This is a genomic window from Streptomyces sp. NPDC017225 (assembly GCF_044331465.1).
GTDB lineage: Bacteria > Actinomycetota > Actinomycetes > Streptomycetales > Streptomycetaceae > Streptomyces.
The window spans coordinates 56,366-79,938 of record NZ_JBIRNE010000003.1; the positions used below are offsets into that span (position 1 = coordinate 56,366).

Sequence of the window (23,573 nt, forward strand, 5' to 3'; positions counted from 1 at the left end):
CCCCGCACTGACAACGGGCCCGGATCAGCGGTTCTGCGGGGTGCGGGAGCGCCGGTGGACGAGGGGGCGGCGCGTGTGGTGCCCGGGGTGGTGCACCGGGTGGCGGACCGCGCGCGGGGCCTCGGTGTGGGCGGGGACGCCCGGCTTCCGCTCGACGGGGACTGTGGCGGGCTGCCCCATGACCATCAGCGGGTCGAACATGACCACCACTCCGGCCAGGAGCAGGAAGGCGAGGGGGCCGATCAGCATGGGGGCGAGCAGTTCGGCGGGAGAGCCCCCGGTGGAGGGGTCGGCGGTGCCGTGGAGGTGGACCTCGATGGCTGCCATGCCCGTGTAGTGCATGCCGGTGACCGCCAGCCCCATGACCAGGCTGGCGCCCACGCTCCACAGGAAACCGCGGACCTGTCCGGCCGCCCACAGCGCGGCGGTGGCGGCGGCCATGGCTATGACGACGGACACGGCGACGGTGAACGTGTTGTACGTCAGCTGCCCGTCCAGGCGCATTCCGGCCATGCCCAGGTAGTGCATCGAGGCGATGCCCAGGCCGGTGATGGTGCCGCCGGTGAACAGGGCCGTCCCCCGCGCGCCCCGGTAGCCGACGATGAAGATCCCGATGCCCACCATGACGATGGCGACGGCCAGGCTGGCGAAGGTCATCAGCCAGTCGTAGCGGACCGGCGTGTGTTCGATCGTGAACCCCATCATCGCGATGAAGTGCATGGTCCAGATGCCGGAGCCGATCGCCGCCGAGCCGAGGGCGAGCCACCCTGGGCGCCAGGAGCGGGTGACCCGCATGGACCTGGTGGTGCAGCGCAGCCCGAGGGCACCGCCGAGGCAGGCCATGAGATAGGCCACCAGCGGTGTGACGAGTCCGTAGTTGAATCCCTCGACCGTGCCTTGCATGTGCGGCTGCCCTTCCGCTTCCTTACGCCCCGGTTACGTCCCGGAATTTGCTGGTGTGCACCCCCTACCAGAACCGCGTGAACGGTCAGGGTCGAGGCAGAGAGTATGACTCCCACCGGAATGGTCGAACGATTCTCCGGCAAAGAATCACGGGTTTGCCCCACTTGTGCGGTCCCGGTGAGCGGAGTTGAGCAACTCCATTAAGCCTGTGGTCATTCTGCACCCCTCTTCTGTTGACTCTCTGGTGTCACAGTGGTGCTGTCCGTGATCGATCGACGCGAGGAGTACGCATGCACGTGCGCGCAGTTGCCGTCACGACCACCGCACTTCTGGGAGTCGCCCTGCTCGCTCCGCTCTCGCACGCCCGGGACACCCGGAGCGGCGACGACGGGCCCTCGGTCGTCGCCCACAGGGGCGCTTCCGGGTACGCGCCGGAGAACACGCTGGCCGCCGTCGACAAGGCGGCCGAGCTGGGCATCCGCTGGGTGGAGAACGACGTCCAGCGCACCAGGGACGGCGAACTCGTCGTCCTCCACGACGACAGCCTGCGCCGTACGACGAACGTGGAGGAGGTCTTTCCCGACCGGTCGCCCTGGAAGGTGAAGGACTTCACCGCCGCGGAGGTCGCGCGGCTGGACGCGGGGAGCTGGTTCGGTTCCGAGTACGCGGGCGCGCGCGTGCCGACACTGGAGCAGTACGTGGACCGCGTGGAGCACAACCACCAGAAGCTGCTGCTGGAGCTGAAGAACCCCCGGCTGTACCCGGGCATCGAGCAGCAGACCCTCAAGGTCCTCGCCAACGAGGGCTGGCTCGACCGGCGGCATGTGGCGGCCCGGCTGGTCGTGCAGAGTTTCAGCGCGGACAGTGTCCGTACCGTCCACGAGCTCGAGCCGGCCGTGAGGACCGGGTTCCTCGGCGCGCCTCCCGTGTCGGACCTGCCCGAGTACGCCGAGTTCACCGACCAGATCAACCCGTCGTACGGTTCCCTCTCCAGGAGCTACGTCTCCTCGGTCCACGCCTTCACGGGACCGCACGGCAGGCCGCTGGAGGTCTTCACCTGGACCGTCGACTCGGCTGACACCGCCCGGCGGGCCGCCGGGTACGACGTCGACGGCATCATCACCAACAAGCCCGACGTGGTGCGGGAGGCCGTGGAGGAGGACGGGGACCGGGAGGAGGAGCACGCCGGCCGGTGACCCGTTGTCAGTGGCCGGCCGTACCGTGGGCGCATGGACAGCCATGGGGAGTACGAACAGCGGGTGGTGTGGACCGTCGTCGGCACCGGCATCGGTCCGCTGCTGCTGGCCGCCACCCGCGACGGTCTGGTCAACGTCGTGTTCCACGCCACCGACGCCGCGCGCGACAAGGCGCTCGAAGGGCTCGCGGCCCGGCTCGGCACGGAGCCCGTCGAGGCGCCCGGCTCCCCTCTGCTGACCGAGGCGATACGGCAGGTGGAGGCGTACTTCGCGGGCGGCCGGCGTGACTTCGACCTGCCGCTGGACTGGTCGCTGATCTCCGGCTTCAACCGGCAGGTGCTGCGCGAGCTGGCATCGGGCGTCCCCTACGGCTCGGTCGTCGGCTACGGCGACCTCGCCGTCCGGGTCGGCCGGCCGGGCGCCGCCCAGGCGGTGGGCATGGCCATGGGGGCCAATCCGCTGCCGGTCGTCGTGCCGTGCCACCGGGTGGTGGAGAGCGACGGCGGCATCGGCGGGTTCGGGGGCGGTCTGGACACCAAGCGGCGGCTGCTCGCCCTGGAGGGCGTGCTGCCCGAGCCATTGTTCTGAGGGGCCGGCCGCACGCGTCGGCCGGGCGGCCGCGTGTGCCGAGTGGCGGGGCGGCCGGGCGGTGCCGGGCAGCGGGGCGGCCTCGTGCGGCGGGTGCCCGGGCGGTGCCGGGCCGGGCTACTCGTAGTGCCGTGCCTCGAAGATGTTTCCGTCCGGGTCGCCGAAGTAGAAGCTGCGCCGGGCCGCGCCGCGGGCGCCGTAGGCGTCGTACGAGAGTTCCGAGACCGGAACCGACTGCTCCTCCAGGCGGGTGCGCAGTGCCTCGAAGTCGTGCCGTGACAGTGACACGCAGACGTGGTTGACGGGATGGCCCGCGCTGCCGTCGGCGCCGGGGACCACTCGCATGCGTTCCGCCATGGAGTGCGGTGCGAGGTCGAGAATGGTCTCCTCGTTGAGGCGCACGGAGGGGAAGCTCACGGTCCCCGCGGCGTACTCGGTGACCCGCAGGGGCTCCAGTCCCAGGGTCTTCTCGTAGAAGCCGGCCGCGGCGACCGGGTCGCGCACCCAGAGGACGACATGGTCGAGACGTGTCGTGTTGTCCGTCATGGCTGCCAGCCTCGTGCCCTCCCCGCAGCTCCGCAAGAGTCCGGCAGGGACTCGGCGAGGGTTTGGCCCGGTCCCCCGCCCGCCAGGGATGAGGGAGGACCGACGGACAGGAGGCAGGCCCGTGATGCTGATGGTGTCGGAAGAGGTACGGGCGGCGATCGACGCGCGTCACCCCGTGGTGGCGCTGGAGTCCACGATCATCGCGCACGGGCTGCCGCGCCCGCGCAATCTGCTGGTGGCACGGGAGCTGGAGGAGACGGTGCGGCGGGAGGGCGCCGTACCGGCGACCATCGCCGTGCTGGACGGACGACCCCATGTCGGCCTGGACAAGGAGCAGCTGGAGCGGGTCGCGAACGAGGACGGCATCCGCAAGCTGGGCCACCGCGACCTGCCGCTCGCGGTGGCCGCCGGCGCGAGCGGCGCGACCACCGTGTCGGCCACCGCCCTGCTGGCGGCCCTGGCGGGCGTACGGGTGTTCGCGACCGGCGGGCTCGGTGGCGTGCACCGCGAGTGGACGGTGACGCAGGACGAGTCGGCGGATCCGGGCCTGCTGGCACGCACCCGGATCACGGTCGTCTGCGCGGGCGTGAAGTCCATCCTGGACGTGCCGGCGACCCTGCAACGGCTGGAGACCCTGGGCGTCGCGGTGGCCGGTTACGGTACGGACCGCTTCCCCGGCTTCTACCTGTCCGACTCGGGCCATCCGGTGGACTGGACGCTGGACACCCCGGAGCAGGTGGCGACGGTCATGCGGGCGCAGGACGCGCTCGGTGGGCCGCGGTCCGCCCTCGTGGTCGCCAACCCCGTCCCCGAGGAGGAGCAGCTCGACCCCGCGCTGCACGGGCGGGTGCTCGCCGACGCGCTGCACGCGTGCGAGGAGGAGCGGGTCACGGGCCAGGCGGTCACCCCGTTCCTGCTCGACTACCTGGTACGGCACACCGACGGTGCCTCGCTGAGCGCCAACCTGGCGGCCGTGCGCGGGAACGTGCGGCTGGCGGCGCGCGTGGCGGCGGCCTGGACCGGGGCGTGACCGCGGAGCCGGGCGGCGCGCTGCTGGTCGTCGGGGATGTCGTCACGGACGTCGTCGCCCGGCACCGGGGACCGCTGGCCGCCGGCACGGACACGGCCGCCTCGATCCGCCGGCTGCCCGGCGGGGCGGGTGCCAACGTGGCCTGCTGGGCCGCCTACGGAGGGTGCGGTGACGTACGGATGCTGGGGCGGGTCGGCGCCGACGCGGCGGCCTGGCACGAGCGGGAGCTGGCCGCCCATGGCGTGCGTCCTGTCCTGGTCGTCGACCCGGAGGCGCCGACGGGGACGGTGATCTGCCTGGTCGACACGGGTGACTCGGCCGAGCGGACGTTCCTGACGGACAGCGGGGCGTCGCTGCGGATCGGGCCCGGCGACTGGTCGGACGGGCTGCTGGACGGTGTGGCCCGGCTGCACCTGTCGGGCTACCTCCTGTTCTCGGAGCCGAGCCGCGCTCTGGTGCCGGTCGCCCTGGCGGCGGCACGCGCGCGTGGAGTGCCGGTCAGCCTGGACCCGGCGTCGGCGGGTTTCCTCACCGGGCTGGGCGTCGGCCGTTTCCTGGACCTGGTCGCGGGAGTGGACGTCCTGCTGCCCAGCCGTGACGAGGCGTGCCTGCTCACCGGGTTGCCCGACCCCGCGGACGCGGCGGCGAAACTGAGCCGGCACGTCCCGCTGGTGATCGCCAAGCAGGGCGCGGAGGGTGCCTTGGTGGCCCGGTCCGGCGCCGTGTGCGCGCGTGTCCCCGCCGCTCCGGCGTCGCCGCGGGACAGTACGGGCGCCGGTGACGCCTTCACCGGCGCGTTCCTCGCCGCGCTGCTCGCGGGCGCGGGGCCCGAGGAGGCGGCGGCCGCGGGGTGCGGGGCGGGAGCGAGGGCGGTCGAACGGGTGGGCGGGAGACCTCCACGGGCGGCTGTCTGACGGCCGGCCGGCGGCCGACCGGGCAGGTGGGCGCGTGGGAGGGGGCATGGACGACGACACGGCAGGCCCCTCCTCTACGGCTTGCGCCCCCACGCCGAGATCATCGGAGCCGTCGCGAGGTCCATGCCGCCGGACGCGACGTTCGCCAGGTGGCGGTCGATGTCCTCGTGCGTGGCCGCCCCGGCGCCGACCAGCTGGTCGCGGACCTGACGGACCGTCGCGGACTCCAGTGCGGCGCACGCGGATGAGGTGACCGGGAAGTAGGCGTCGGCCTCCACCCGGCGCAGTCCGGCCTCCCGGAGCAGACGCGGGAGCCGGCGGCCGTAGGAGAGATCGGCGCCCCGGTGGGCCAGCAGCTGGCGGAGGCCGTGCCGCAGCCGGTTCGCCAACTGCTGTTCGGGGCCGTGCTCGTCGGGGCAGAGCAGGGGCTGCAGCGCGGGATCGGCGTCCTCGACCAGGAGGCGGCCACCCGGTCGCAGGGACCGGACCATCGACCTCAGCGCCCGTTCCCGGTCCGGCACGTGGACGAGCACGAGCCGGGCGTGCACCAGGTCGAAGCCCTCCCCCGGCGGTTCCTCCGCGCCCACGTCGTGCACGCGCACCTCGACCGGGTGCCGGCCGGCCGGAGCGACCCGCGAGGTGTCGATGTCAGTCGCGAGCACCCTGCCGGTCCGCCCCACCGTCTTGGCCAGCCAGGACACCACCGAGGTGCCTCCGGCACCGACCTCCCAGCAGCGCCAGCCGGGTCCGACGCCGAGCGCCTTGAGGTACCGGAACGTCGTGGGGTCGAAGAGGGTGGCGAAGGCGTCGAAGCGCTCCGCCGCCTCGGCCCGCCGGTTGTCGAGGAGGTATCCGTCGGTTCGCGTCATACGCGGATCATCCCAGTTGTCCGGCTTGCCCGAAGTGGTCGACGCTCCGGCGCGCGACGTTGCCGCGGAGACGGCCGGGAACCGCGCCGGCGATACGGCCACGGCTCGTCCGTACGCATGACAGCCGTCGGACAGCCGTCTGACAGCCACGGCCAGCGGACAGCCGTCTGACAGCCGTCGCCCGCGTCAGCGACCGGCCGGGTCGCGCACGCGGGGGCAGCGGTGGGCGAAGGAGCCGCCCGCCGGGCGCGTCAGCCGTTCCACGCGGGATGCCGTGGATCGTCGGCGCGCACCAGGACGTCCGCGGTACCCAAGGGATCGCTCTCCTCCTCGTAGCGGTCGAAGGCGGGGAGGGTCCAGTGCTCGGCCTCGGGGGTGCGGCGGCGCAGTGCTCCGGAGCCGAGGACGACGTGGACGCTCAGGTCGAGGGGGAACCAGTGGCGCAGCAGGAAGGGACCGTGCAGCAGCAGCGCACCGCCGGGCGGGAGGTGGACGTAGGCGCTGCGGGTGGCACGGTCGGTGACCGGGTCCCACAGGTCGGGCAGGACGCGCCCGTCGCCACCCGGCCCGAGGGGGTCGAAGACCTCGCGCCACAGGGCGCCGGTGTCGTGCCAGCCGTTGTAGTAGGACTCGGCGTCCTGATGCCCGTACTCGAGGCGGAGGGAGGCGGGGCGCAGGAAGCCCTCCGTCCCGACGACGAGGGAGGGCCGGCCGCGGACGCTCAGCGCGGCGGAGACCCGGTCCGCGAGGTCGCCGGGGCGGGCGGCCGGGGCACCGTCGAAGGCGACGCGCGGCCAGGCACCGCCGTCGGCGGGTTCGAGGTCGAGCAGGCGATCGGCGAGCAGGTCGCCGAGCCGGTCCCAGGTGATCGCTTTCAGTCGCACCCGCCCATCATGCGTCAGCCGCCGGCCCGCCCGCCTGGACGCTCGCGTATGCGCTCGCGCCCATCGGCCATGGTCACCGTGCCCGTACGGAGGTTGACTTGGAGTGATCGAGGGCCGACGGTGCCGAGCGGGCATCGAAGCGACGGGTGGGAGCTGACACGATGATCGACGGACCGTACTTCGTGCTGACGGTGCTGGGAGTGCTCGGGACCGGACTGACGGCGGGCGTCTTCTGCGCGTTCTCGACCTTCGTCATGCGAGGGCTCGCGGCGCTGCCGCCCGCGCAGGGGGTCGCCGCGATGAACGCGGTCAACACCGCCGCGGTGCGGCCGGCCTTCATGCTCGTGTTCCTCGGGACGTCGGTGGTGGCCGCGGTGATCGCCGTGGTGACGTTCGTACGGTGGCCGCAGGGGGCCGCGGTGGAGCTGCTGCTGGGCAGCGCGCTGTTCCTGTCCGGGTCGTTCGGGGTGACCGCTGCCGCCAACGTGCCGCGCAACTCCGCGCTGCTCCGGCTGGATCCCGGCTCCGCGGAGGCGGCCGTGCACTGGTCCTCGTACGTGCGCGAGTGGACGGCGTGGAACCACGTCCGCACGGCTGCCTCGGCCGCGGCGGCGGTGGCGTACGTGCTGGCCCTCGCCTGAGCGTGCGGACGGCGTCGCGGTCCTGGCGCGGTGGGCGAGAGGCGGGCCCGCCGACCGGGACGGGGTGAGCGGCGGGCCGTCCGGCGCCCCGTCAACGGCTCACGGTTTACGGGCCACCGCCCCGTACCCCGGAATGACCCCGTCCTCCTGCCCGGCGACCGGCTCGCCCAGTTCCGGGTGCCACAGGTGGGGCACCTGGACGCCGGGCTCGACCAGGTCGAGGCCGGTGAAGAAGCGGGCGAACTCCTCGCGTGAGCGCAGGGCCAGGGTGACACCGGCGGCCCTGAGCTTCTCGGTGGCCGCCCGCGACTCCTCGGGAGTGAAGTCGGCCGTCGCGTGGGTCATCACCAGATGGCTGCCACACGGCAGCGCCGACAGCAGCCGGCCGACCAGGTCGTGCGCACCGTCCTCGTCGGAGACGAAGTGCAGCAGCGCGACCAGGGACAGCGCGACGGGCCGGTCGAAGTCCAGGATCTTCCTGGCACCGTCCAGGATGGCGTCCGGGTCCCTGACGTCGGCCTGGAGGTACTCGGTCGCCCCCTCGGGAGTTCCCCGCAACAGGGCCGCCGCGTGGGCCAGCACGATGGGGTCGTTGTCGCAGTAGACGACGCGGACGTCGGGCGCGGTCTCCTGGGCGACCTGGTGGAGGTTGGGCTCGGTCGGGATGCCGGTACCGACGTCCAGGAACTGCCGTACGCCCCGGCCCGCGAGCCAGCGGGTGGCGCGGTGCATGAAGGCGCGGTTGACCCGCGCCATCACCGGCACCCTCGGGTCGAGGGTGAGCATCTGCCGGCCCATCGCCTCGTCGACCGGGTAGTTGTCCTTGCCACCGAGATACCAGTCGTACATCCGCGCGGGGTGCGGCCTACTCGTGTCGATCTCGGCGTGGTGCTGCCCGGTCATGACGAGCTCCAAGGTGTTGAGTTCTGCCCTGGCAACGGGTGACGGCGACGGACGGTGCGGGTGAGTGGGTGGGTGGGTGGGTGAGTGGGAGATGACTGGTGGGGGCTGACTGGTGGTGCTGACTGAAGGTGACGACTGGTGGTGACGCGGTGGGTGATCGACTCAGTGCCAAACAGCTTAGAAAACAAGCATCAACAGAGCGCGTGTTTCAGGACAGCAGGAAGTCCGCCTCTCCCGCCTTCGCCCCCTCGATGAAGGCCGTCATCTCGGCGGGGGTGTAGATCAGCGCCGGCCCGTCGGGATCGGTGGACTGCCGGACCGCGATCCGGCCGTCGGCGAGCTTCATCGCCTCCAGGCAGTTGCCCCCGTTGCCGCCGCTCCACGGCTTGTGCCAGCCCTCGCTGCCCAGCTCCCGGGCGGGCATGCCGTTGTAGATCCGTTCGTTGTGGAGCCGCTCGACGCGGTTGTACGGCGAGCGCTGGGGTTGGATGCGGTTCATTCACAGCTCCTTGCGGAGATCCCGGAGGATCTCCTTCGTGCGATGTGCCGTGGCGGCCTGCGCCGCCATGCGGTCCATGACCTCGAGGTGGGTCGCCACCTCGGCGCGCGCGTCGAGGTAGACGGCGCCGGTCAGGTACTCGCTGTAGACCATGTCCGGCAGTTCCGGCATGGCGAATCGGAACAGCACGAAGGGCCCGTACGTGCCCGGGTGCGGCCCGTTGGAGAACGGGGCGACCTGGAGCGTCACGTTGGGCAGCTTCGTGGCTTCGAGCAGCCTGTCGATCTGGGCGCGCATCACCTCCGAGCCCCCCACGGGGCGTCGCAGAGCGGTCTCGTCCATCACGACCCACAGCCTGGGCGCGTCCTCGCGGGTGAGGAGTTCCTGGCGCTGCATGCGCAGGTCGACGTGGCGTTCGATGTCGTCGGGCCGGGTCTGTCCGATGGCTCCCGAGCGCAGCACCCCGCGCGCGTAGTCCTCCGTCTGCAGCACTCCGGGGACGAAGTGGGGCTCGTAGGAGCGGATGAGGGAGGCCGCGCCCTCCAGGCTGACGTACATGGAGAACCAGCCCGGCAGGATGTCGTGGAAGCGTTGCCACCATCCGGGCTGGTTGGCGTCCTCCGCCAGCTGGACGAAGGCGTCGGCCTCCTCGTCGTCGATGCCGTAGGCCTTCAGCAGGAGCTGGAGGTACGGGATCTTGAGGGCGACCTCGGCCATCTCCATCCGGCGGACCGTGGCGGGGGCGACGCGCAGGATGCGGGCGGCTTCCTCGCGCTTGAGACCGGCGCGTTCACGCAGGTCCAGCAGGCGCCGGCCGAGGACGACCTGGCCGACCGTCGGCGCGGACCGCGGCTCGCTCACCGCCCACCTCCTGAAGAGTCCCGAAAGAGTCCTGACGCGTCTTTGTGCGGACAGCCCGGCGGCGCCATTCGAAGGCCTGTTCGAGAACCTGATCGGGCTCCCGGCGGTCTGAAGTGGCGCCGCTCGACGTGCTGTTGCCAGCAGTGTGCCACGGCCGTCCAGACCGTCACACAGCACTCTGCATTTTTCAGAGTGACACTTGCCAAGTGTTCACGGCGGGGCGATAGTGGCAAGCGTGATTCCGTCCGCGCCCTTAGGAACAGACGCCACCGCGGGCTCCCTGGGCCTCGGTGCCGCCATGGGAGCCGGCCCTTCGGGGGCCGCCGCCGCCGAGCGCCGGTTCCGTTTCGAGCTGTCCGCCCATCCGGGCTCCCCCGCGCAGGCCAGACGCCTGACACGCGCCCGGCTGAACGGCTGGTCGGTGTGCGAGGACACCTGCGACACCGCGGCCCTGGTCGTCTCCGAGCTGGTGACCAACGCGATCGTGCACACCGCGAGCAGACACATAGTGTGCGAGCTGCACGACGGCGCCGACCTGGTCCGTATAGCCGTACGCGACGAGGGCTGCGCCCCCGGCAAGCCCCACCCCTCGGCCGGCCAACAGCCCGACGACGAGCACGGCAGAGGGCTGCTCCTCGTCGACGCCCTGTGCCACGCCTGGGGCGCCCACGAACACGGCCCCGGACTGCTGGTCTGGGCCGAGCTGCCACGCAAGGCCGACGGGCCGCGCGATCCGTCGGAGCCCCACAACGACCTGGGCTGGGGCGCCCGCCCGAAGCCCGGCCCCGCCGACGGGCCGGGTGACGACGGCGAGGCGGAGGGACGCCCCGTCCAGGCGCGCCGCGGAACGGGGACCGAATGGCCATGAAGGCTGCTTTTCGCATACGACCGCTCGGCCTGGACACACTCCTCCGCCTCCAGCGCGGACTGCGCGCCCCCGGGACGCTCCGGCGGCTGCCCGTGCCGGACGGGATGACGGCCCCGCTGGGCTGCGACGCCGTGGCGGTGCCCGCCCGCTTCGGCCCCCTGGTGCTGCCCCGGCTGCCGCGCGTGGGCTGCGTCTACGCCGACGACGCGCACTGGTGGTGGATCGTCCCGTCCGACTCCGACTACGCCCTGGAGTGGCCCGCCCCCGCGCGGTACGCCACGGGCGCGGTCCTCCCCGACGCCCCGGACGTCCCCGGGCTCATCCACCGTCCGGACGGCACGGTTCCGTACACCCCGCCGATCCCGCTCTACCTGGCACTGTGCCGGCTGACGGACACGACGCCCACCTGGTCGCGGCCGGTGAGCGCGTAGGCACCGCCGCGCTCAGGCTGCCGCGCCGCCGACGGCGTCGCCGCGGACGATGACCAGGAACATGTCCGTGGCGAGGTCCATCACGACCTCGGCGGGCAGGCCCTCCAGACGCCGCGCGTTCGCGAACTCCTCCGCCGGCCAGGATCCTCGCGGTCCACCGGCGGGAAAGCGTTCGAGCACCGTTCGCCCGTTCACCCCGCACCTCCATGTAGCGCTGTACTCGTAGAGTTAAACGCCAACCATGGAGCGAACACCTCGCGCGGTGATGGTACTGAGACATAGTTGACACTCGTTCACCGCAAAGTGTGAGCGGCACCTCAGCCGTTCGGACCCTTTCGCTACGGTGTGTGTCAGTCCTCGTACTCGTCGTGGTAGCGGATGTTCTCGCTGCCCGCCGGCGCGCCGAGGGCTGACGCGCGCCCCTCCGGTTTCTCCCACTGCTCCTGCCGGCCGAGCGCGGTCAGATCGAGCAGGGTGGTGGTCGAGCCGATTCCGTCGAGGCCGCGCTCGTACGTCGAGTAGGTGTGGAACACCCGGTCGCGGTCCCGCAGGAAGCAGCTCAGGCCCGGCCTCTCGACGAGCTCGCCCTCGTGCTCGAGGGTCGCCTCGAAGTCGGTGTTGAAGTCACTGACGTACGACGAGTACCAGGGCAGCGTCCAGCCCATCCGCGCCTTGAACGGCAGGATCCTCGGGTACGGCGCCCTGGAGACGGCCGCGAACGACGTACCGCGGGCCCTCAGATGCGCGAGGTGCCCGATCTGGTCCAGGAACGCCGAGCAGCTGCGGCACCCGGCGTCCCACTCGGGCGCGAACATGAAGTGGTAGACGACGAGCTGGTCGCGTCCCTCGAAGAGGTCGAGCAGCGTGGCCTTGCCGTCGCCGCCCTCGAACACGTACTCCTTGTCGACCTCCACCATGGGCAGCCCGCGCCGCTCGGCGTTGAGCGCGTCACGCGCGTGTGTGACCGCCTTCTCCTTGACCAGCAGGGCCTCGCGCGCCGCGCGCCAGTCCGCGCGGGTGACGATCTCGGGTAGCGACATGGGTCCAGCTCCTCCTGTGCGGCGTGCGGCGTGCCGGGTGCGGCGTGCGATCGGTTCCGTCGGGGTGGTGACCGACGGACGGAGCGGAACTCATCGCGGCCCGGCAAGATTCTTTTCGGGTGCGCGCCGGGAAGCCGCTGACCTGGATGTTCAGGTGTCGTACGACGCCCGGGCGCCGTGCTCGCGGTACTTCTGGACACGCCGGCCGTGACCGCGGTCGGTCAGGGCGGGCAGCCGCTCCCCCAGTTCCCGCACCACCGCGGGGACGTCGAGGGTCAGCAGCTCGCGGTCCCGCATGAGGACACGCCCGTCGACGATCGTCGTGCGCACGTCGGCGGACCGGGCGCTGTGCACGAGGGTGGCGGCCAGGTCGTGCACGGGCTGGGTGTGCGGTCCGGTGAGGTCGACCAGGACGAGGTCGGCCCGCCACCCCGGCGCGATGCGGCCGACGGTGTCGCGGAGCCCGACCGCGTCGGCGCTCTGCAGCGTCGCGTGGTGCAGCGCCTGGCGGGCGGTCAGCCACCGCGGGTCGCCCTCGGTGGACTTCTGGATCAGCGATGTGAGCGCCATCGACTCCCACACGTCCAGGGAGTTGTTGGAGGCGGCACCGTCCGTGGCGAGCCCCACGGGGACACCGATGTCGCGCAGGGCGCGCACGGGCGTGGTGGTGGGCCAGGCGAACTTGAGGTAGCCGCGGGGCGCGGTCGCCACGGCCGTACGGCCGCCCGCGCGCGCGAGGAGCGGCAGATCGGCCTCGCCGATGCCGGTTCCGTGCGCGATGAGCACGTCGGTGTCGAGGATGCCGGTGCGCTCCAGGACCTCGATGGGGGTGACGCCGTGCCGGGCGAGACTGGCGTCGGTCTGGTCGCGGTTCTCGGCGGCGTGCAGGTGCACGGGCAGGCCGTGGTCCCGGGCGAGACCGGCGGTGGCGGCGAGGTCGGCGTCGGTCACGGTGTAGGGGGCGTGCGGGGCGAGGGCGGTCGTGATGCGGCCGCCGGCGGTGTCGCGGTGGCGCAGCGCGAAGTCGAGTGACGCCTCCCGTCCTCGCGGCCCCTGCGAGGAGAAGTACGCCTGCCCCAGCAGCGCCCGCATCCCGCACTCGGCGACCACGGCGGCGACGGCGTCCATGGCGAAGTAGTGGTCCGCGAACGTCGTCACTCCCGCGCGGATCATCTCGGCGCAGGCGAGCCGGGCACCCAGCTCCACGTCCCGTTCGGTGAGGTTGGACTCGACGGGCCAGACGACGTCGTCGAACCACTCCTCGGTGGGCAGGTCCTCGGCGAGTCCGCGCAGGGCGACCATCGGCGCGTGCGTGTGGCAGTTGATCAGCCCGGGGAGGGCGACCTGGCCGCGTGCGTCGACGCGGTCGACGGCGGGGAGTCCGTCCACGGCGGCGGCGCTCGTCACGGAATCGACGACTCCGTCCCGTACGACGACGGCCGCGTCCTCCTGGAAGCCGATCCGTTCCCGGTCGTCGTGCACGAGTACGGTGCAGCCGGTGACGACGAGATCGGCGGGCTTCTCATGGCTCTCATGGCTCTCATGGGAAGAAGGCGTCATCACGCCAACGTAGGGCGCCGGTCCACGCGTGCGCGCCGCTCGCCGAGTTCGCTCCGCAGTTCGGCGAGCCGTTCGGTGTGACGGGGCGTGAGCCGGCCGGTGTCGTCGAGGTGCACGGCGCACGCGGTGGTGGTGTCCACGAGCCGTTCGAGGACCGCGGCGACCTCGTCCGCGCCCTCGGAGTGCCGGGCGAGGGAAGGAAGTTCGGCGGCGGCGAGGGCGATGGCGGCGCGGGCCTCGGCGAGCGTGCGGTAGGCCTCGCGGCGCAGCGTCCACCGGATGGCGCGGTCGTCGGACTCGCTGAGGACGTGGGCGAGGTAGGCGTGCGCGGCGGTGTCGGCGGCACCGATCCGGGCGCGGATCCCGCCACCCCGCTGCCCCGGCATCGGCAGATGCCCGACGACCAGCACGATCGCGCAGGCCAGCAGCGTCTCCCCGATGCGGCTGACGGAGGCCTGGGGCTCGCCGCCCACCATGACCAGCGCGAGGACGAGGACGGTGACGACGGTGGTCTGAGCGGCGAAATGCCGCGCGGCGACCGGCACCAGGGCACCGCAGACGCCGACGAGCACGACCAGCCCCTCCGGCCGGGGCAGCACGGCGGCGAACCCGGCGAAGAGGAGCGCCCCGAGGACGGTCCCGGCGGCCCGGCACAGCACCCGGGACACGAGGGGGCCGAGGTCGGGCTTGACGAGGAAGACGGCGGTGGCGGGCAGCCAGTACCAGTGCTGGTGGGCCCCGTACCAGTGGCCGTGGTGCAGTACCTGGGCGACGGCGGCGCTGGTCCCGAAGCACAGGCCGACGCGCATCCCGTACTCCCGTCCGCCGGCGCCGAGGACGGTGCGTGCCAGAAAGGCGGCCGGCCGCCTGCGGGTGTGCAGGTCCCGGCCCCGGCCCCGGTCGAAGGCCTCCGCGGCGTGCAGGAGGGCGTCGTCGAGGGCGCGCAGGGCGGGGTCGGTGCGACTGGGGGCGGGCAGTGGCCCGGCCGGGAAGTTGCCGCGGACGGCCGCGGCGAGCCGCCGGGGTCCCTCGCCGGCCCGTGCCGGCACGGGCCGCTCCGCCCAGGCGAGCGCGGTCGCGGCCTCGCCGAGGGGCAGCGCGGCGGCGTACTGGGCGTGCAGCCGCCGTTCGGCCGCGGAGGAGGCGTGGCGCCGCAGCCGGGGTCCGGCGAGCGCGTCCTGCGCGTGGTCGAGGGCGGCGGTGAGCGCGGCCCGGCGGGCGACGGCGTGTTCCGTACCGACCGCGTCCAGGAGCGCGGCGACGGCGTCATAGACGGCGGCGACGGCCGCCCGCTCCCCGTCGAAGCGGAAACCGAAGCGGGAGTCGAGGCGGTGGTCGCCGGTGAGGGAGCCGGGTGTGGGCAGGACCAGCCGCAGCGCGAGCAGCCATCCGGCACCGGTGAGGAAGGCCAGCACGCTCTGCCACCCGGGGTCGGGCAACGGCATACCGGCCCCGACGGCACTGGTGACCAGCAACTGCGTCCCGGTCCCGGACGCCACGGCTCCGACGGCGCTGACACCTCCGGCGACCAGCCCGAGCCCCGTCAGCAGCAGGGTCAGCGGTACGGCTGCGAGGTGCTGCCCGGCGTACGTCCCGACGAGCAGCCCGACGGCCCCGGCGAGCGCGGGCACGCCGATGCGCCGCACGGAGGTGCGGCGGCTGCCCGGCCGGTCGTTGATGCCGGCCAGCATGGCGGCGATGGCGGCGGCGACCCCGAGGGAGGCCCGGTCGGCCAGTACGGCGACGAGCAGCAGCGGCCCGCCGGCCAGCGTGCCCCGGATCACCGCGCTCCAGGGAACGGGTCCGCGCTGGGCTCTCAGGGCGTGGGCGAGCCAGGGCGGGAGGGAGAGGGCGGTACGACGGGCGGTGCGAAGCACGGGGCGCGGGCTCCTGTCGTCTGGTCGAGGGCGGAGTGAGCCTTCGGGCGACGGTGGCCGGGCTGTGGAGCGGGTGCGGGTGGTGTCAACGGTAGAGGAGCTACTCGAAGGGACGGGAACGCGTGTGTTTCGCGGACGTGACGATCTTCCGTGCCGCGCGTCCCGTCTCTTCGCCGCCTTCGCCGGGCGGGTCCTGCGACGGGTGGTGCCTTGGGACGAGTGCCCTGCGACGAGTGCCCTGGTACGGGTGCTGCCCTCGCCTACTGGTGCCGGGCTGTCCGTACGGCTCGGTCGAGCAGCGTCTCGCATTCCGTGATCGCACGTGCCAGGCTGCCCGGTTCCGGTGTCAGGCCCGTCAGCAGCGGGTCGATCCCGTCCAGCCCGGCCCGTTCGACCATCCCCTTCTCGTTGGTGACCCACTCCCCGCGCGCCGCCAGTACCGCGTGCGCCGTCTGCGTCGTGGCGAGGGCGATCGCGCCGGCGACCTGGGTGAGGGCGCCCTTGGGCGCGTGGCCGGCCCTGGCGTAGGCGAGGGTGGCGGTGGCCGCTTCGTACCAGCGGTCGGGGGCGGTGGTGCGCAGGGCCCGCGGGTAGGCGGGGCGGGGCAGTTCGCCGCGCAGCACCTCGTTGATCGCCAGCTCCGCGACGACCAGGTACGTCGGGATGCCCGCCAGATGGAACATCAGCGGCTCGACACCGAAGCGTCCCGCATCCGCCCGCGCCGCCTCGTGTTCCACCACGTCGAGGTCGCGGTAGTGCAGGTCGACCCGGCGTTCGTCGATCGTCAGCCAGGCGCCCCCGTTGAAGACGCCGCCGCCCCATGCGCCGATCTCGCAGACCTCCCCCGCCCAGCCGAGGGCACGGAGATCGTCCGGGTCGAAGGCGCCCCGGTAGTAGACCGCCAGGTCCCAGTCGCTGTCGGGGCCGTGAGTGCCCTGGGCCCGGGAGCCGCCGAGGGTGACCGCCCGGACGGTGGGGAGGGCGGCGAGCCGGTCGGCGGTCGTGTCGAGGAAGGCCTGCTCCGTGAGGGTGGGCACTGCGTCGGTCTCCTGGCGGTGGGACTGCGTGACGGGCACCGGAAGCCTAGGGAGACCGGTCGTGGACCGCGAGGGGAATTCGGATGGCGGGCAGTCCGGACGCGGCGCAATGGGGGGATACGGGGCGGGCACATGGGGATGCGGGGAAATTCGGATGCGGAGACGGTCCGGGGAACGGACGATCGGGAGACCGCCGTTCACCGTCTCAGGAGCCCTCGTGATCCAGCGCGTCACCGTGCCCGGCCTGTTCCCGCCGCCCACCTACTCCCATGCCTCCGTCGTCGAGGCCGGGACGAGGCTGGCTTTCCTCGCCGGGTCCGTACCCCTCGACACGGAGGGGAAGCTGGTCGGCGAGGGCGATCCGGTCCGTCAGGCCGAGCAGGTGATCGCGAACCTCACCGAGCAGTTGCGTGCCGTCGGGAGCGAGCTGAGGCACGTGCTCGCGACCGACGTGTACGTGGTGAGCGGTGAGCCCGCCGCGCTGTCCGCCGTCTGGGACGTCGTCGAGGCGTCCGGGCTCAGTACCGGCCCGCATTCCTCGACGCTCCTCGGGGTGAGCTGCCTCGGATATCCGGGGCAGCTGGTGGAGATCACGGCGACGGCGGTCGTTCCGGAGGAGATACGTCCGTGAGCCGGGAGGGAAGCGGCGTGGTCGTCCTGCGGCGGGCGGTGACCACCGACGCCGGTGCGGCTGCCGGCGTCTGGCTGCGGTCCTTCGCCACCGCGCTGCCGACCGTGGTCCGGCCACGCACCGACGAAGAGGTCCAGGACTACTTCCGTCACGTGCTGGTGCCCCTGCGGGAGACATGGGTGGCGGAGGCGGCCGACCGTGCCGTCGTCGGCGTGATGGTGCTGGAGGAGGGGGAGCTGTCGCAGTTGTATCTCGCCCCGGACTGGCGCGGGCGCGGGGTCGGGGACCGGTTCGTCGCGCTGGCCAAGGATCGCAGGCCGGAGGGGCTCTCGCTGTGGACCTTCCAGGTCAACACACCCGCGCACCGCTTCTACGAGCGGCACGGTTTCACGGCCGTGGAGTGGACGGACGGCGCCGGGAACGAGGAGCGGGAGCCGGACGTGCGGTACGTGTGGCGGCCTTAGGGCGCGGACACGGACCCGGACGCGGCCGACCTCAGGTACCGACCTCGTATCCGACCTCGTATCCGAGGATCAGCTCGTTGTCCGGCCAGGCGTGAGCGCCGTCGGCTCGGGACGCTCACCTCCCTCTACCGGGTGGGCAGACCCGCCGTCTGGGCCGCGGTGCGCAGGACCTCACGGAGCATCTCGGGGGTGAGCCGGCCGGTGAACGTGTTGCGCTGACTGACGTGGAAGCAGCCGAAGAGGTCCAGGCCGGCCCCGTCCGGGGCGTCCAGTGTGACGTGGGCGCCGTGTGCGAAGGCGGGGCGGGGGCGGGGCACCGGCCAGCCCGCCTCGGCGAACGCGGGCAGCGCCGCCTGCCAGCCGAAGGCGCCGAGGACCACCACGGCCCGCAGCGTCGGCCGCAGCAGGCCCAGCTCCTGAACGAGCCAGGAGCGACAGGTGTCGCGCTCGGCGGGGGTGGGCTTGTTGGCGGGCGGGGCGCAGTGCACGGGCGAGGTGATGCGCACGCCGTACAGTTCCAGGCCGTCGTCGGCGGAGACCGCGGTGGGCTGCGAGGCGAGACCCACGTCGTACAGCGCCTGGTACAGCACGTCTCCGGAGCGGTCGCCGGTGAACATCCGGCCGGTGCGGTTGCCGCCGTGGGCGGCGGGGGCGAGCCCGACGATCAGCAGACGCGCGTCCGGCGGGCCGAAGCCCGGCACCGGCCGGCCCCAGTACGTCCAGTCGGCGAAGGCCGCCCGCTTGGTACGGGCCACCTCCTCCCGCCAGTCGACCAGCCGCGGACAGGCCCGGCAGCCCGCGATCCGCTGGTCGAGTACGGAGAGGCCGGTGGTGTCCATGCCTCCACCGTAAGGCCGTCCAGCACCGGGGCGCCGTGCGCCTGCCGGTGCCGTCCCGCTCCCGCTCCCGCTCCCGCTCCCGCCCCGTTCCCGTCCCGCCTCGCCTCGTCCCGTCCCGTCCTGGCGGCAGCCGCGCCGCGAGTTGTTCAGGGGTACGGAGCATGTTCCTGAACAACCGGTTGGGTGCTGGACTCGGTGCAGCGGGGCACCGACCGACCCTCCTCGACTCCGAACGCACCGGTGCCGTGCTCGGGCTCGGGCTCGGGCTCGGGCTCGGGCTCGGGCTCGGGCGGCGCGGAACTCCCCCGCCGTACCACCTCCGATCGACCGAAGGACGATGACGTGAACCGTATCCACCGACTGACAGCCGCCGCCCCCGTGAACCCCGCCGGTGCGGCGCGCCGGCGGACCGCGACGGCTGCCGTGACGCTGGCCATGGCGGGCACACTCGGGTTCGGCGCGATGACGCCGGTGGCGTCGGCCGCCAACGGACCCTGTTACGACGGGCGGTGCACGACCACCGTGTCGGCGCCCAGGACCATCAAGGTCGACAGCCGCACGTTCGGTTTCGGGAAGCTGAAGATCACGAGCATCAGCTCCCGGTCCGTGAGGATGTCGGCCGCCGACGGGCGTCTCGGCGGCAGCTCCAGCCCGGGCGGCACCGTCCAGTTCAACAACCTGAAGGTCTGGGTGAAGTCGGTCTCCGGCAAGAAGGCCACACTTCAGCTGTTCCCCACGCGGTACTGAGCCTGTCGTCGAGCCCCGGCGTCCCGGCGCGCGCCGGGACGCCGGGACGCCGGACATCAGACGCGCCCGCCCGCCTCGGTCGCCGCCGGAAAAGGGAGTCCCGTTCGCCTGGCCGGGCGGTTAAGGTCGAGCCATGGCTTCCGAGCATGACGAGGGCGGGAACGGCGGGACGGCCGACCACCCACAGGACACGGGCGGGGACGGCGCCGCTGCCTCCGCCCAGTCTCCGGACCCGAAGACCGCCTCCGCGATCGCCGCCGCCGAGGCGGCCGGGCCGAAGAGCGGCGAGAGCGTCCGCGTGGACAGCTGGATCTGGGCCGTCCGTCTCATCAAGACCCGCTCCCTCGGCGCGACCGCCTGCCGGGGCGGCCATGTCCGGGTGAACGGCGAGCGCGTGAAGCCCGCGTACTCGCTGCGCGTCGGCGACGAGGTGCGCCTGCGGCAGGAGGGCGGGGAACGCGTCGTCGTCGTGAAGCGGCTGATCCGCAAGCGCGTCGGTGCCCCGGTCGCCGCGCAGTGCTACATCGACAACTCCCCGCCTCCCCCGCCCCGCGAGGCCGTCGCTCCGGCCGGCATCCGCGACCGCGGCGCCGGCCGCCCGACCAAGCGCGACCGCCGGGAGCTGGAGCGCCTGCGCGGACTGGAGAGCCTGAGCCGCGCCCGGAGGGATGCCGAGACCAAGCCCTGAGACCATGGGCCACCCTCGTGCCCTGCCGGCCGCGTCGACGGCGACGTCGATGGCAGGGCAGGCGGTCAGGCGCGTCGTCCCGGTCGTACCAGTCGGAACAGCTCCTCGTTGTGCCTGCGGCGGGCCCAGGCGACGAGCAGGAGCGGCACCATCAGGATGAGCGGTGTCGCCGCCTGCTCTCCGTCGAAGTAGGTGAGCTGGACGACGAACGCGCCCACCATCAGCGCGCTCAGCGCGGCCCCCGCCGCCGACTGCAGCACCGGGATCACCAGGGCGATCGCTCCCGCCAGCTCGAGGACACCGATCGTGTACATGCCCGCGCTGCCCCAGCCCATCTCGGCGAAGGTGTCGGCCGCCGAGGAATGCGCGATCAACTTGGGAAGGGCACTCGCGACGGCGAAGAACAGCGCGAGGAGCACCTGCACCGCGCGCAGGGCGATCCGGGCGCCACGCCCGCGGGACGGCGCGACGGAAGTCACGGAGGTGACTGAAGCGGCGGGAGCGGCGGGAGCGGAGGTATCGGCCACGGGAACTCCTGAACTGAGCGGTCAGTGATGCTGTCGGGGATACAGACCGCTCTCCGGCCCGGAACTCATCGCCGATGCCCTATCTTCCGTTCAGGGGGATCGCCCTCACCCAGGTCCCGTCGTCGGTCAGGTACCGGTCCACCCCGAGTCCCGCCTCCCTCAGTGCCTCCTCGAACTGCTGCCTGCTCAGCGGCCTGGCCCGGAAGGTCTGCGTCCAGACCGCGTCCGGGAACTCGTACTCCGCCCGTACCGAGTTGACGCCGTCCCCGACCGGTTCCGACGACACGATCCGCACGGTGAAACCGCTGGGGTCCACCCGCTCACGCGGCAGGTTCGTGTGGTAGTCCTCGCCCTCCCGTTGGATCAGTACACAGCCGTCCTGCGCGACATGCCGGGCGCAGGTGCGCAGCAGCCCCCGTCTCACCTCGACGTCGCCGGCGTGGACGAGGAACGACGCCAGCATCACCACGTCGAAGCTCTCGCCCAGGTCGAGGTCCTCGATCGGGCTGCGTATGGTCCGTGCCCCGCGCACGTGCTCCAGCATCTCGGCGGACTCGTCCACCGCGGTGACGGCGAAGCCCCGCTCCAGCAGCGGGTGGGTCATGCGCCCCACGCCGCTGCCCAGCTCGAGGACGCGCGCGCCCGCGGGCGCCGCGGCGGCGACGACGTCCGGCTCGGCTCCGGCGGGCAGCCGTGAATAGAGCTCGACCGCGCAGCCGTCCGGGGTGATCGCTCCGGGCCCCGTCCCCTGGTGTCCCTCTCGCATTCTCAGCTCCATGCCCGTCCAACGGACCGCTCTCGCACGCCCGTTCCCATCCGGGATCAGTTCACCTGATCGGGTGACCTCACGCCGGTCGGCCCGGGCCCGGGAGGATCAGTACAGGAGCCGGCCCTCAGAACGGGAGCCAGCCGCGTCCGATGTACCAGTGGCCGCCCGCCCGCAGATGGTCCCCGACGGCCCGCTCCACCGAGGTGCGGCGCGGCAGTTCCTCGACCGGCAGACGGGAGTTCCCGAAGACGAAGCGGATCGGCTCCTCGTCGGCCGGCTCGGTGTCCTCGCGCGTCACCCGGAAGCGTTCCTGGAAACGGACGATGTTGGAGTCCGCGGCCAGGTACCTCTTCAGCTGCGGGTCGAGAAGCCAGGAGTGGCACATCGCGGCTCGGTACGGCTCCTCGGGGAAGTGCCGGGGGAAGAACTGCCTGGCGAGCGTGAGCGAGCGGTCGCAGGCGGCCGGTGTCAGCGGCCCGCGGTAGTCCGGGATGTGCAGGTTCACACAGGGCTCGTCCGGCTCCGCGTCCAGCCCGGCCGCCCGCAGCACCGGCGCCGTGCGCTGCCCGACCGTGGCCCGCTCGAACTGCAGCCGCCCCAGTTGGTACAGCTCTCCCCGGAAGTGGTGCGTCAGCCACTGCGGGGCCCGCACCCCGCCCTTGCCGTGCCGCCTGCGGTGGCTCGCCATGTTCCGCCCCAGGTCGGCCAGGGTGTGCCGGGTGACCTCGGCCGCCACGCCGCGCTCCCGGTGGTACGCGCGCGTGTACGGCAGCGCCGCGACGAACACGTACGCGGCGAAGTACGCCCCCAGCGTCTGTGGAGCCTGGGCGATACGCTCCCCGAACCGCCGCACGCCCTCCCTGTCGCCGGTCACCTCGCCGAAGTCCCGCACCAGTTCCTGGACGCACTCCTCCAGCAGCCGCGTCACTCCGGCGTCGCGCGTCACCGCCCCGCTCAGTCGCACCAGAGCGTTGATGTCCTCGTGCGGCACCGCCAGGTCGAGCAGTACCTCGGGCAGGTCGTCGGGGTCCGGCAGGACGGGTCCGTCCGGCAGGGCGGGTCGGTCCACTGGCACGGCTGGGTCCCCCTCGTCGTCTCCCTGACCGTCAGAAGAAGAAGCGCGCCTCAGGAGTCGAACCGCGCCTGCTGCAGGTACTCCGGATTCGGGTCGAGAGCCGCCGCCAGCCGGAAGTGGCGCCTGGCCTGGTCGGGGCACCCACGACGCTCATAGGTGCGGGCGAGCGCGAAGTGCGCGAACGCGTTGTCCGGCTCACGCTCCAGGACGATGGTGAACTCCAGCTCGGCCGGTCTCAGTTGCGCCGCCGCGAAGAACGCACGCGCGCGCAGCAGCCGCGCGGCGGTACTCTCCGGATGCGTGGCGATGACCCCATCGAGCAGTTTCACCGCGCCCTGCGGGTCCCGTGCCGCGAGCAGTTGCTCAGCGGCACGGAAGTCGATGACATCCGTCTCCGGCGTACGTCCGGTCGAACCACTGGTCTCGGGCACGGCAGAGTCCTTCCCTCACTCGAAGGGATCAACGCCCGCGCGTGGACGGCTATTCCGACGGCGGCCCCGACGGCTGGGGCCGGGGCGTTCAGCGCGACGCGTGCGCTCTGCGGCTCAGCTCGCCCCACACCTCTTGCACGCGGGTCCGCAGTTCGTCCAGTGGTACGTCGTTGTCGATGACCACGTCCGCGATCCGCCGCCGCTGCTCCCGCGTCGCCTGGGCGGCCATCCGCGCGCGTGCGTCCGGTTCGGTCATGCCGCGCAGCCGTACCAGCCGGTCGAGCTGGGTGGCGGGGTCGGCGTCCACGACGACCACGACGTCGTACAGCGGTGCCAGGCCGTTCTCCGTGAGCAGGGGGACGTCGTGGACGACGACGGCGTCCTCGGCGGCGGCCTCCTCGAGGGCGCGGGAGCGGGCGCCGACCAGGGGGTGCACGATGGAGTTCAGCACGGCCAGTCTCTCCGGGTCGGCGAACACGAGGGAGCCGAGTCTCGGCCGGTCCAGGCTGCCGTCCCCGGTGAGCACGTCCTCACCGAACGCCTCCACGACCGCGGCGAGCCCCGGAGTACCCGGCGCGACGACCTCGCGCGCGATCCGGTCCGCGTCGATCAGTACGGCGCCGTACTCGACGAGCAGCCGTGACACCTCGCTCTTGCCGGCGCCGATTCCACCGGTCAGGCCAACCTTCAGCATGAGCGGAAGCTTAGGGCCTGCCGGTGCGCCGACCGGTGCCGCCCCGTCCCGCGGGGCGACG

General features: G+C 72.7%; 29 protein-coding genes. 11 read left to right on the plus strand and 18 right to left on the minus strand.

Annotated elements, in window-relative coordinates:
• Positions 1 to 24: 24 nt before the first annotated feature.
• Entirely contained in the window at positions 25 to 903 is an 879-nt protein-coding gene (locus tag ACH4NX_RS07480) for an MHYT domain-containing protein (protein WP_398127692.1), read from the minus strand.
• Positions 904 to 1,193: 290 nt separating this feature from the next.
• Here ACH4NX_RS07480 and ACH4NX_RS07485 point away from each other — a divergent pair, with 290 nt between their 5' ends.
• Both ACH4NX_RS07485 and ACH4NX_RS07490 read left to right on the plus strand, forming a co-directional pair.
• Complete coding sequence (locus ACH4NX_RS07485; RefSeq protein WP_351399038.1) at positions 1,194 to 2,099, plus strand: glycerophosphodiester phosphodiesterase family protein; 906 nt, start codon at positions 1,194 to 1,196, stop codon at positions 2,097 to 2,099.
• A 33-nt stretch (positions 2,100 to 2,132) separates the two neighbouring features.
• On the plus strand, positions 2,133 to 2,687 hold the full coding sequence (locus ACH4NX_RS07490) for a methylated-DNA--[protein]-cysteine S-methyltransferase (protein ID WP_351399036.1): 555 nt from the start codon (positions 2,133 to 2,135) through the stop codon (positions 2,685 to 2,687).
• Between the two features lie 117 nt (positions 2,688 to 2,804).
• Here the strand turns inward: ACH4NX_RS07490 and ACH4NX_RS07495 are convergent, their stop codons facing one another.
• Positions 2,805 to 3,233 (minus strand): VOC family protein, encoded by a 429-nt coding sequence (locus tag ACH4NX_RS07495; RefSeq protein ID WP_351399034.1) that lies wholly within the window; start codon positions 3,231 to 3,233, stop codon positions 2,805 to 2,807.
• A 121-nt stretch (positions 3,234 to 3,354) separates the two neighbouring features.
• Here ACH4NX_RS07495 and ACH4NX_RS07500 point away from each other — a divergent pair, with 121 nt between their 5' ends.
• Positions 3,355 to 4,263 (plus strand): pseudouridine-5'-phosphate glycosidase, encoded by a 909-nt coding sequence (locus ACH4NX_RS07500; protein ID WP_398127693.1) that lies wholly within the window; start codon positions 3,355 to 3,357, stop codon positions 4,261 to 4,263.
• The gene (locus tag ACH4NX_RS07505; protein WP_351399030.1) at positions 4,260 to 5,177 is read left to right on the plus strand and encodes a PfkB family carbohydrate kinase; all 918 of its coding nucleotides are present in this window, start codon (positions 4,260 to 4,262) and stop codon (positions 5,175 to 5,177) included. The genes ACH4NX_RS07500 and ACH4NX_RS07505 overlap by 4 nt, the downstream gene beginning before the upstream one ends.
• Before the next feature lie 74 nt (positions 5,178 to 5,251).
• On the opposite strand, the gene ACH4NX_RS07510 is transcribed toward ACH4NX_RS07505, so the two are convergent.
• A complete protein-coding gene (locus ACH4NX_RS07510; protein ID WP_351399028.1) occupies positions 5,252 to 6,046 on the minus strand; it encodes a methyltransferase domain-containing protein in 795 nt (264 codons plus the stop codon).
• Between the two features lie 251 nt (positions 6,047 to 6,297).
• A complete protein-coding gene (locus tag ACH4NX_RS07515; RefSeq protein ID WP_398127694.1) occupies positions 6,298 to 6,930 on the minus strand; it encodes a uridine kinase in 633 nt (210 codons plus the stop codon).
• 161 nt (positions 6,931 to 7,091) lie between these two features.
• Between ACH4NX_RS07515 and ACH4NX_RS07520 the strand changes: the two genes are divergently transcribed.
• The gene (locus tag ACH4NX_RS07520; protein WP_351399024.1) at positions 7,092 to 7,571 is read left to right on the plus strand and encodes an anthrone oxygenase family protein; all 480 of its coding nucleotides are present in this window, start codon (positions 7,092 to 7,094) and stop codon (positions 7,569 to 7,571) included.
• Positions 7,572 to 7,670: 99 nt separating this feature from the next.
• Here the strand turns inward: ACH4NX_RS07520 and ACH4NX_RS07525 are convergent, their stop codons facing one another.
• The 3 genes from ACH4NX_RS07525 to ACH4NX_RS07535 form a co-directional block, all read right to left on the minus strand.
• Positions 7,671 to 8,474 carry an SAM-dependent methyltransferase gene (locus tag ACH4NX_RS07525; protein ID WP_351399022.1) on the minus strand — a complete coding sequence of 268 codons (804 nt, stop codon included), beginning with the start codon at positions 8,472 to 8,474 and terminating at the stop codon, positions 7,671 to 7,673.
• 208 nt (positions 8,475 to 8,682) lie between these two features.
• Positions 8,683 to 8,973 carry a DUF397 domain-containing protein gene (locus tag ACH4NX_RS07530; protein ID WP_351399019.1) on the minus strand — a complete coding sequence of 97 codons (291 nt, stop codon included), beginning with the start codon at positions 8,971 to 8,973 and terminating at the stop codon, positions 8,683 to 8,685.
• Positions 8,974 to 9,834, minus strand: a complete 861-nt coding sequence (locus tag ACH4NX_RS07535) for a helix-turn-helix transcriptional regulator (protein WP_351399017.1) — start codon at positions 9,832 to 9,834, stop codon at positions 8,974 to 8,976. It abuts the gene before it with no gap.
• Between the two features lie 226 nt (positions 9,835 to 10,060).
• Between ACH4NX_RS07535 and ACH4NX_RS07540 the strand changes: the two genes are divergently transcribed.
• Together ACH4NX_RS07540 and ACH4NX_RS07545 are read left to right on the plus strand one after the other, a co-directional pair.
• Positions 10,061 to 10,702: an ATP-binding protein gene (locus ACH4NX_RS07540; protein ID WP_351399015.1), complete on the plus strand. Its 642-nt coding sequence runs from the start codon at positions 10,061 to 10,063 to the stop codon at positions 10,700 to 10,702.
• Positions 10,699 to 11,133 carry a hypothetical protein gene (locus ACH4NX_RS07545; protein ID WP_398127695.1) on the plus strand — a complete coding sequence of 145 codons (435 nt, stop codon included), beginning with the start codon at positions 10,699 to 10,701 and terminating at the stop codon, positions 11,131 to 11,133. Before ACH4NX_RS07540 ends, ACH4NX_RS07545 begins: the two co-directional genes overlap by 4 nt.
• 12 nt (positions 11,134 to 11,145) lie before the next feature.
• On the opposite strand, the gene ACH4NX_RS07550 is transcribed toward ACH4NX_RS07545, so the two are convergent.
• The 5 genes from ACH4NX_RS07550 to ACH4NX_RS07570 form a co-directional block, all read right to left on the minus strand.
• Positions 11,146 to 11,328, minus strand: a complete 183-nt coding sequence (locus ACH4NX_RS07550; protein WP_279563361.1) for a hypothetical protein — start codon at positions 11,326 to 11,328, stop codon at positions 11,146 to 11,148.
• 155 nt (positions 11,329 to 11,483) lie between these two features.
• Positions 11,484 to 12,173, minus strand: coding sequence for a DUF899 domain-containing protein (locus ACH4NX_RS07555; protein ID WP_351399010.1), 690 nt, complete (start codon positions 12,171 to 12,173; stop codon positions 11,484 to 11,486).
• A 150-nt stretch (positions 12,174 to 12,323) separates the two neighbouring features.
• Positions 12,324 to 13,733, minus strand: a complete 1,410-nt coding sequence (locus tag ACH4NX_RS07560; RefSeq protein ID WP_398127696.1) for an amidohydrolase — start codon at positions 13,731 to 13,733, stop codon at positions 12,324 to 12,326.
• The gene (locus ACH4NX_RS07565; protein WP_398127697.1) at positions 13,733 to 15,610 is read right to left on the minus strand and encodes an FUSC family protein; all 1,878 of its coding nucleotides are present in this window, start codon (positions 15,608 to 15,610) and stop codon (positions 13,733 to 13,735) included. Before ACH4NX_RS07565 ends, ACH4NX_RS07560 begins: the two co-directional genes overlap by 1 nt.
• A 260-nt stretch (positions 15,611 to 15,870) precedes the next feature.
• Positions 15,871 to 16,647 (minus strand): nucleotidyltransferase domain-containing protein, encoded by a 777-nt coding sequence (locus tag ACH4NX_RS07570; protein ID WP_398127698.1) that lies wholly within the window; start codon positions 16,645 to 16,647, stop codon positions 15,871 to 15,873.
• Positions 16,648 to 16,864: 217 nt separating this feature from the next.
• Here ACH4NX_RS07570 and ACH4NX_RS07575 point away from each other — a divergent pair, with 217 nt between their 5' ends.
• Both ACH4NX_RS07575 and ACH4NX_RS07580 read left to right on the plus strand, forming a co-directional pair.
• Positions 16,865 to 17,278 (plus strand): RidA family protein, encoded by a 414-nt coding sequence (locus tag ACH4NX_RS07575; RefSeq protein WP_351399001.1) that lies wholly within the window; start codon positions 16,865 to 16,867, stop codon positions 17,276 to 17,278.
• Positions 17,275 to 17,742 (plus strand): GNAT family N-acetyltransferase, encoded by a 468-nt coding sequence (locus ACH4NX_RS07580; protein ID WP_351398999.1) that lies wholly within the window; start codon positions 17,275 to 17,277, stop codon positions 17,740 to 17,742. Before ACH4NX_RS07575 ends, ACH4NX_RS07580 begins: the two co-directional genes overlap by 4 nt.
• A gap of 125 nt (positions 17,743 to 17,867) precedes the next feature.
• Here ACH4NX_RS07580 and ACH4NX_RS07585 read toward each other — a convergent pair whose 3' ends face one another.
• Positions 17,868 to 18,581: a uracil-DNA glycosylase gene (locus ACH4NX_RS07585; RefSeq protein WP_351398997.1), complete on the minus strand. Its 714-nt coding sequence runs from the start codon at positions 18,579 to 18,581 to the stop codon at positions 17,868 to 17,870.
• Between the two features lie 342 nt (positions 18,582 to 18,923).
• On the opposite strand from ACH4NX_RS07585, the gene ACH4NX_RS07590 reads away from it, so the two are divergent.
• Both ACH4NX_RS07590 and ACH4NX_RS07595 read left to right on the plus strand, forming a co-directional pair.
• Complete coding sequence (locus ACH4NX_RS07590) at positions 18,924 to 19,328, plus strand: hypothetical protein (RefSeq protein ID WP_351398995.1); 405 nt, start codon at positions 18,924 to 18,926, stop codon at positions 19,326 to 19,328.
• A 133-nt stretch (positions 19,329 to 19,461) separates the two neighbouring features.
• Positions 19,462 to 20,016: an RNA-binding S4 domain-containing protein gene (locus ACH4NX_RS07595; RefSeq protein WP_351398993.1), complete on the plus strand. Its 555-nt coding sequence runs from the start codon at positions 19,462 to 19,464 to the stop codon at positions 20,014 to 20,016.
• A 65-nt stretch (positions 20,017 to 20,081) separates the two neighbouring features.
• Here the strand turns inward: ACH4NX_RS07595 and ACH4NX_RS07600 are convergent, their stop codons facing one another.
• The 5 genes from ACH4NX_RS07600 to coaE all read right to left on the minus strand — a co-directional run bounded on the left by ACH4NX_RS07600 (position 20,082) and on the right by coaE (position 23,512).
• Positions 20,082 to 20,495, minus strand: a complete 414-nt coding sequence (locus tag ACH4NX_RS07600) for a DoxX family protein (RefSeq protein WP_398127699.1) — start codon at positions 20,493 to 20,495, stop codon at positions 20,082 to 20,084.
• A gap of 127 nt (positions 20,496 to 20,622) precedes the next feature.
• Positions 20,623 to 21,309 carry a class I SAM-dependent methyltransferase gene (locus ACH4NX_RS07605; RefSeq protein ID WP_351398988.1) on the minus strand — a complete coding sequence of 229 codons (687 nt, stop codon included), beginning with the start codon at positions 21,307 to 21,309 and terminating at the stop codon, positions 20,623 to 20,625.
• 127 nt (positions 21,310 to 21,436) lie between these two features.
• Positions 21,437 to 22,387, minus strand: a complete 951-nt coding sequence (locus ACH4NX_RS07610) for an acyltransferase domain-containing protein (RefSeq protein ID WP_398127700.1) — start codon at positions 22,385 to 22,387, stop codon at positions 21,437 to 21,439.
• Positions 22,388 to 22,437: 50 nt separating this feature from the next.
• A complete protein-coding gene (locus ACH4NX_RS07615; protein WP_345589356.1) occupies positions 22,438 to 22,818 on the minus strand; it encodes a tetratricopeptide repeat protein in 381 nt (126 codons plus the stop codon).
• A gap of 88 nt (positions 22,819 to 22,906) precedes the next feature.
• Positions 22,907 to 23,512: a dephospho-CoA kinase gene (coaE, locus tag ACH4NX_RS07620; RefSeq protein WP_351398983.1), complete on the minus strand. Its 606-nt coding sequence runs from the start codon at positions 23,510 to 23,512 to the stop codon at positions 22,907 to 22,909.
• Positions 23,513 to 23,573 lie beyond the last annotated feature (61 nt).

Coding starts and splice junctions, on each gene's coding strand:
- ACH4NX_RS07595 (WP_351398993.1), top strand. CDS start 19,462: ATGGCTTCCGAGCATGACGAGGGCGGGAACGGCGGGACGGCCGACCAC.
- ACH4NX_RS07560 (WP_398127696.1), bottom strand. CDS start 13,733: ATGACGCCTTCTTCCCATGAGAGCCATGAGAGCCATGAGAAGCCCGCC.
- ACH4NX_RS07555 (WP_351399010.1), bottom strand. CDS start 12,173: ATGTCGCTACCCGAGATCGTCACCCGCGCGGACTGGCGCGCGGCGCGC.
- ACH4NX_RS07525 (WP_351399022.1), bottom strand. CDS start 8,474: ATGACCGGGCAGCACCACGCCGAGATCGACACGAGTAGGCCGCACCCC.
- ACH4NX_RS07585 (WP_351398997.1), bottom strand. CDS start 18,581: ATGGACACCACCGGCCTCTCCGTACTCGACCAGCGGATCGCGGGCTGC.
- ACH4NX_RS07490 (WP_351399036.1), top strand. CDS start 2,133: ATGGACAGCCATGGGGAGTACGAACAGCGGGTGGTGTGGACCGTCGTC.
- ACH4NX_RS07495 (WP_351399034.1), bottom strand. CDS start 3,233: ATGACGGACAACACGACACGTCTCGACCATGTCGTCCTCTGGGTGCGC.
- ACH4NX_RS07510 (WP_351399028.1), bottom strand. CDS start 6,046: ATGACGCGAACCGACGGATACCTCCTCGACAACCGGCGGGCCGAGGCG.
- ACH4NX_RS07530 (WP_351399019.1), bottom strand. CDS start 8,973: ATGAACCGCATCCAACCCCAGCGCTCGCCGTACAACCGCGTCGAGCGG.
- ACH4NX_RS07545 (WP_398127695.1), top strand. CDS start 10,699: ATGAAGGCTGCTTTTCGCATACGACCGCTCGGCCTGGACACACTCCTC.
- ACH4NX_RS07520 (WP_351399024.1), top strand. CDS start 7,092: ATGATCGACGGACCGTACTTCGTGCTGACGGTGCTGGGAGTGCTCGGG.
- ACH4NX_RS07480 (WP_398127692.1), bottom strand. CDS start 903: ATGCAAGGCACGGTCGAGGGATTCAACTACGGACTCGTCACACCGCTG.
- coaE (WP_351398983.1), bottom strand. CDS start 23,512: ATGCTGAAGGTTGGCCTGACCGGTGGAATCGGCGCCGGCAAGAGCGAG.
- ACH4NX_RS07605 (WP_351398988.1), bottom strand. CDS start 21,309: ATGCGAGAGGGACACCAGGGGACGGGGCCCGGAGCGATCACCCCGGAC.
- ACH4NX_RS07485 (WP_351399038.1), top strand. CDS start 1,194: ATGCACGTGCGCGCAGTTGCCGTCACGACCACCGCACTTCTGGGAGTC.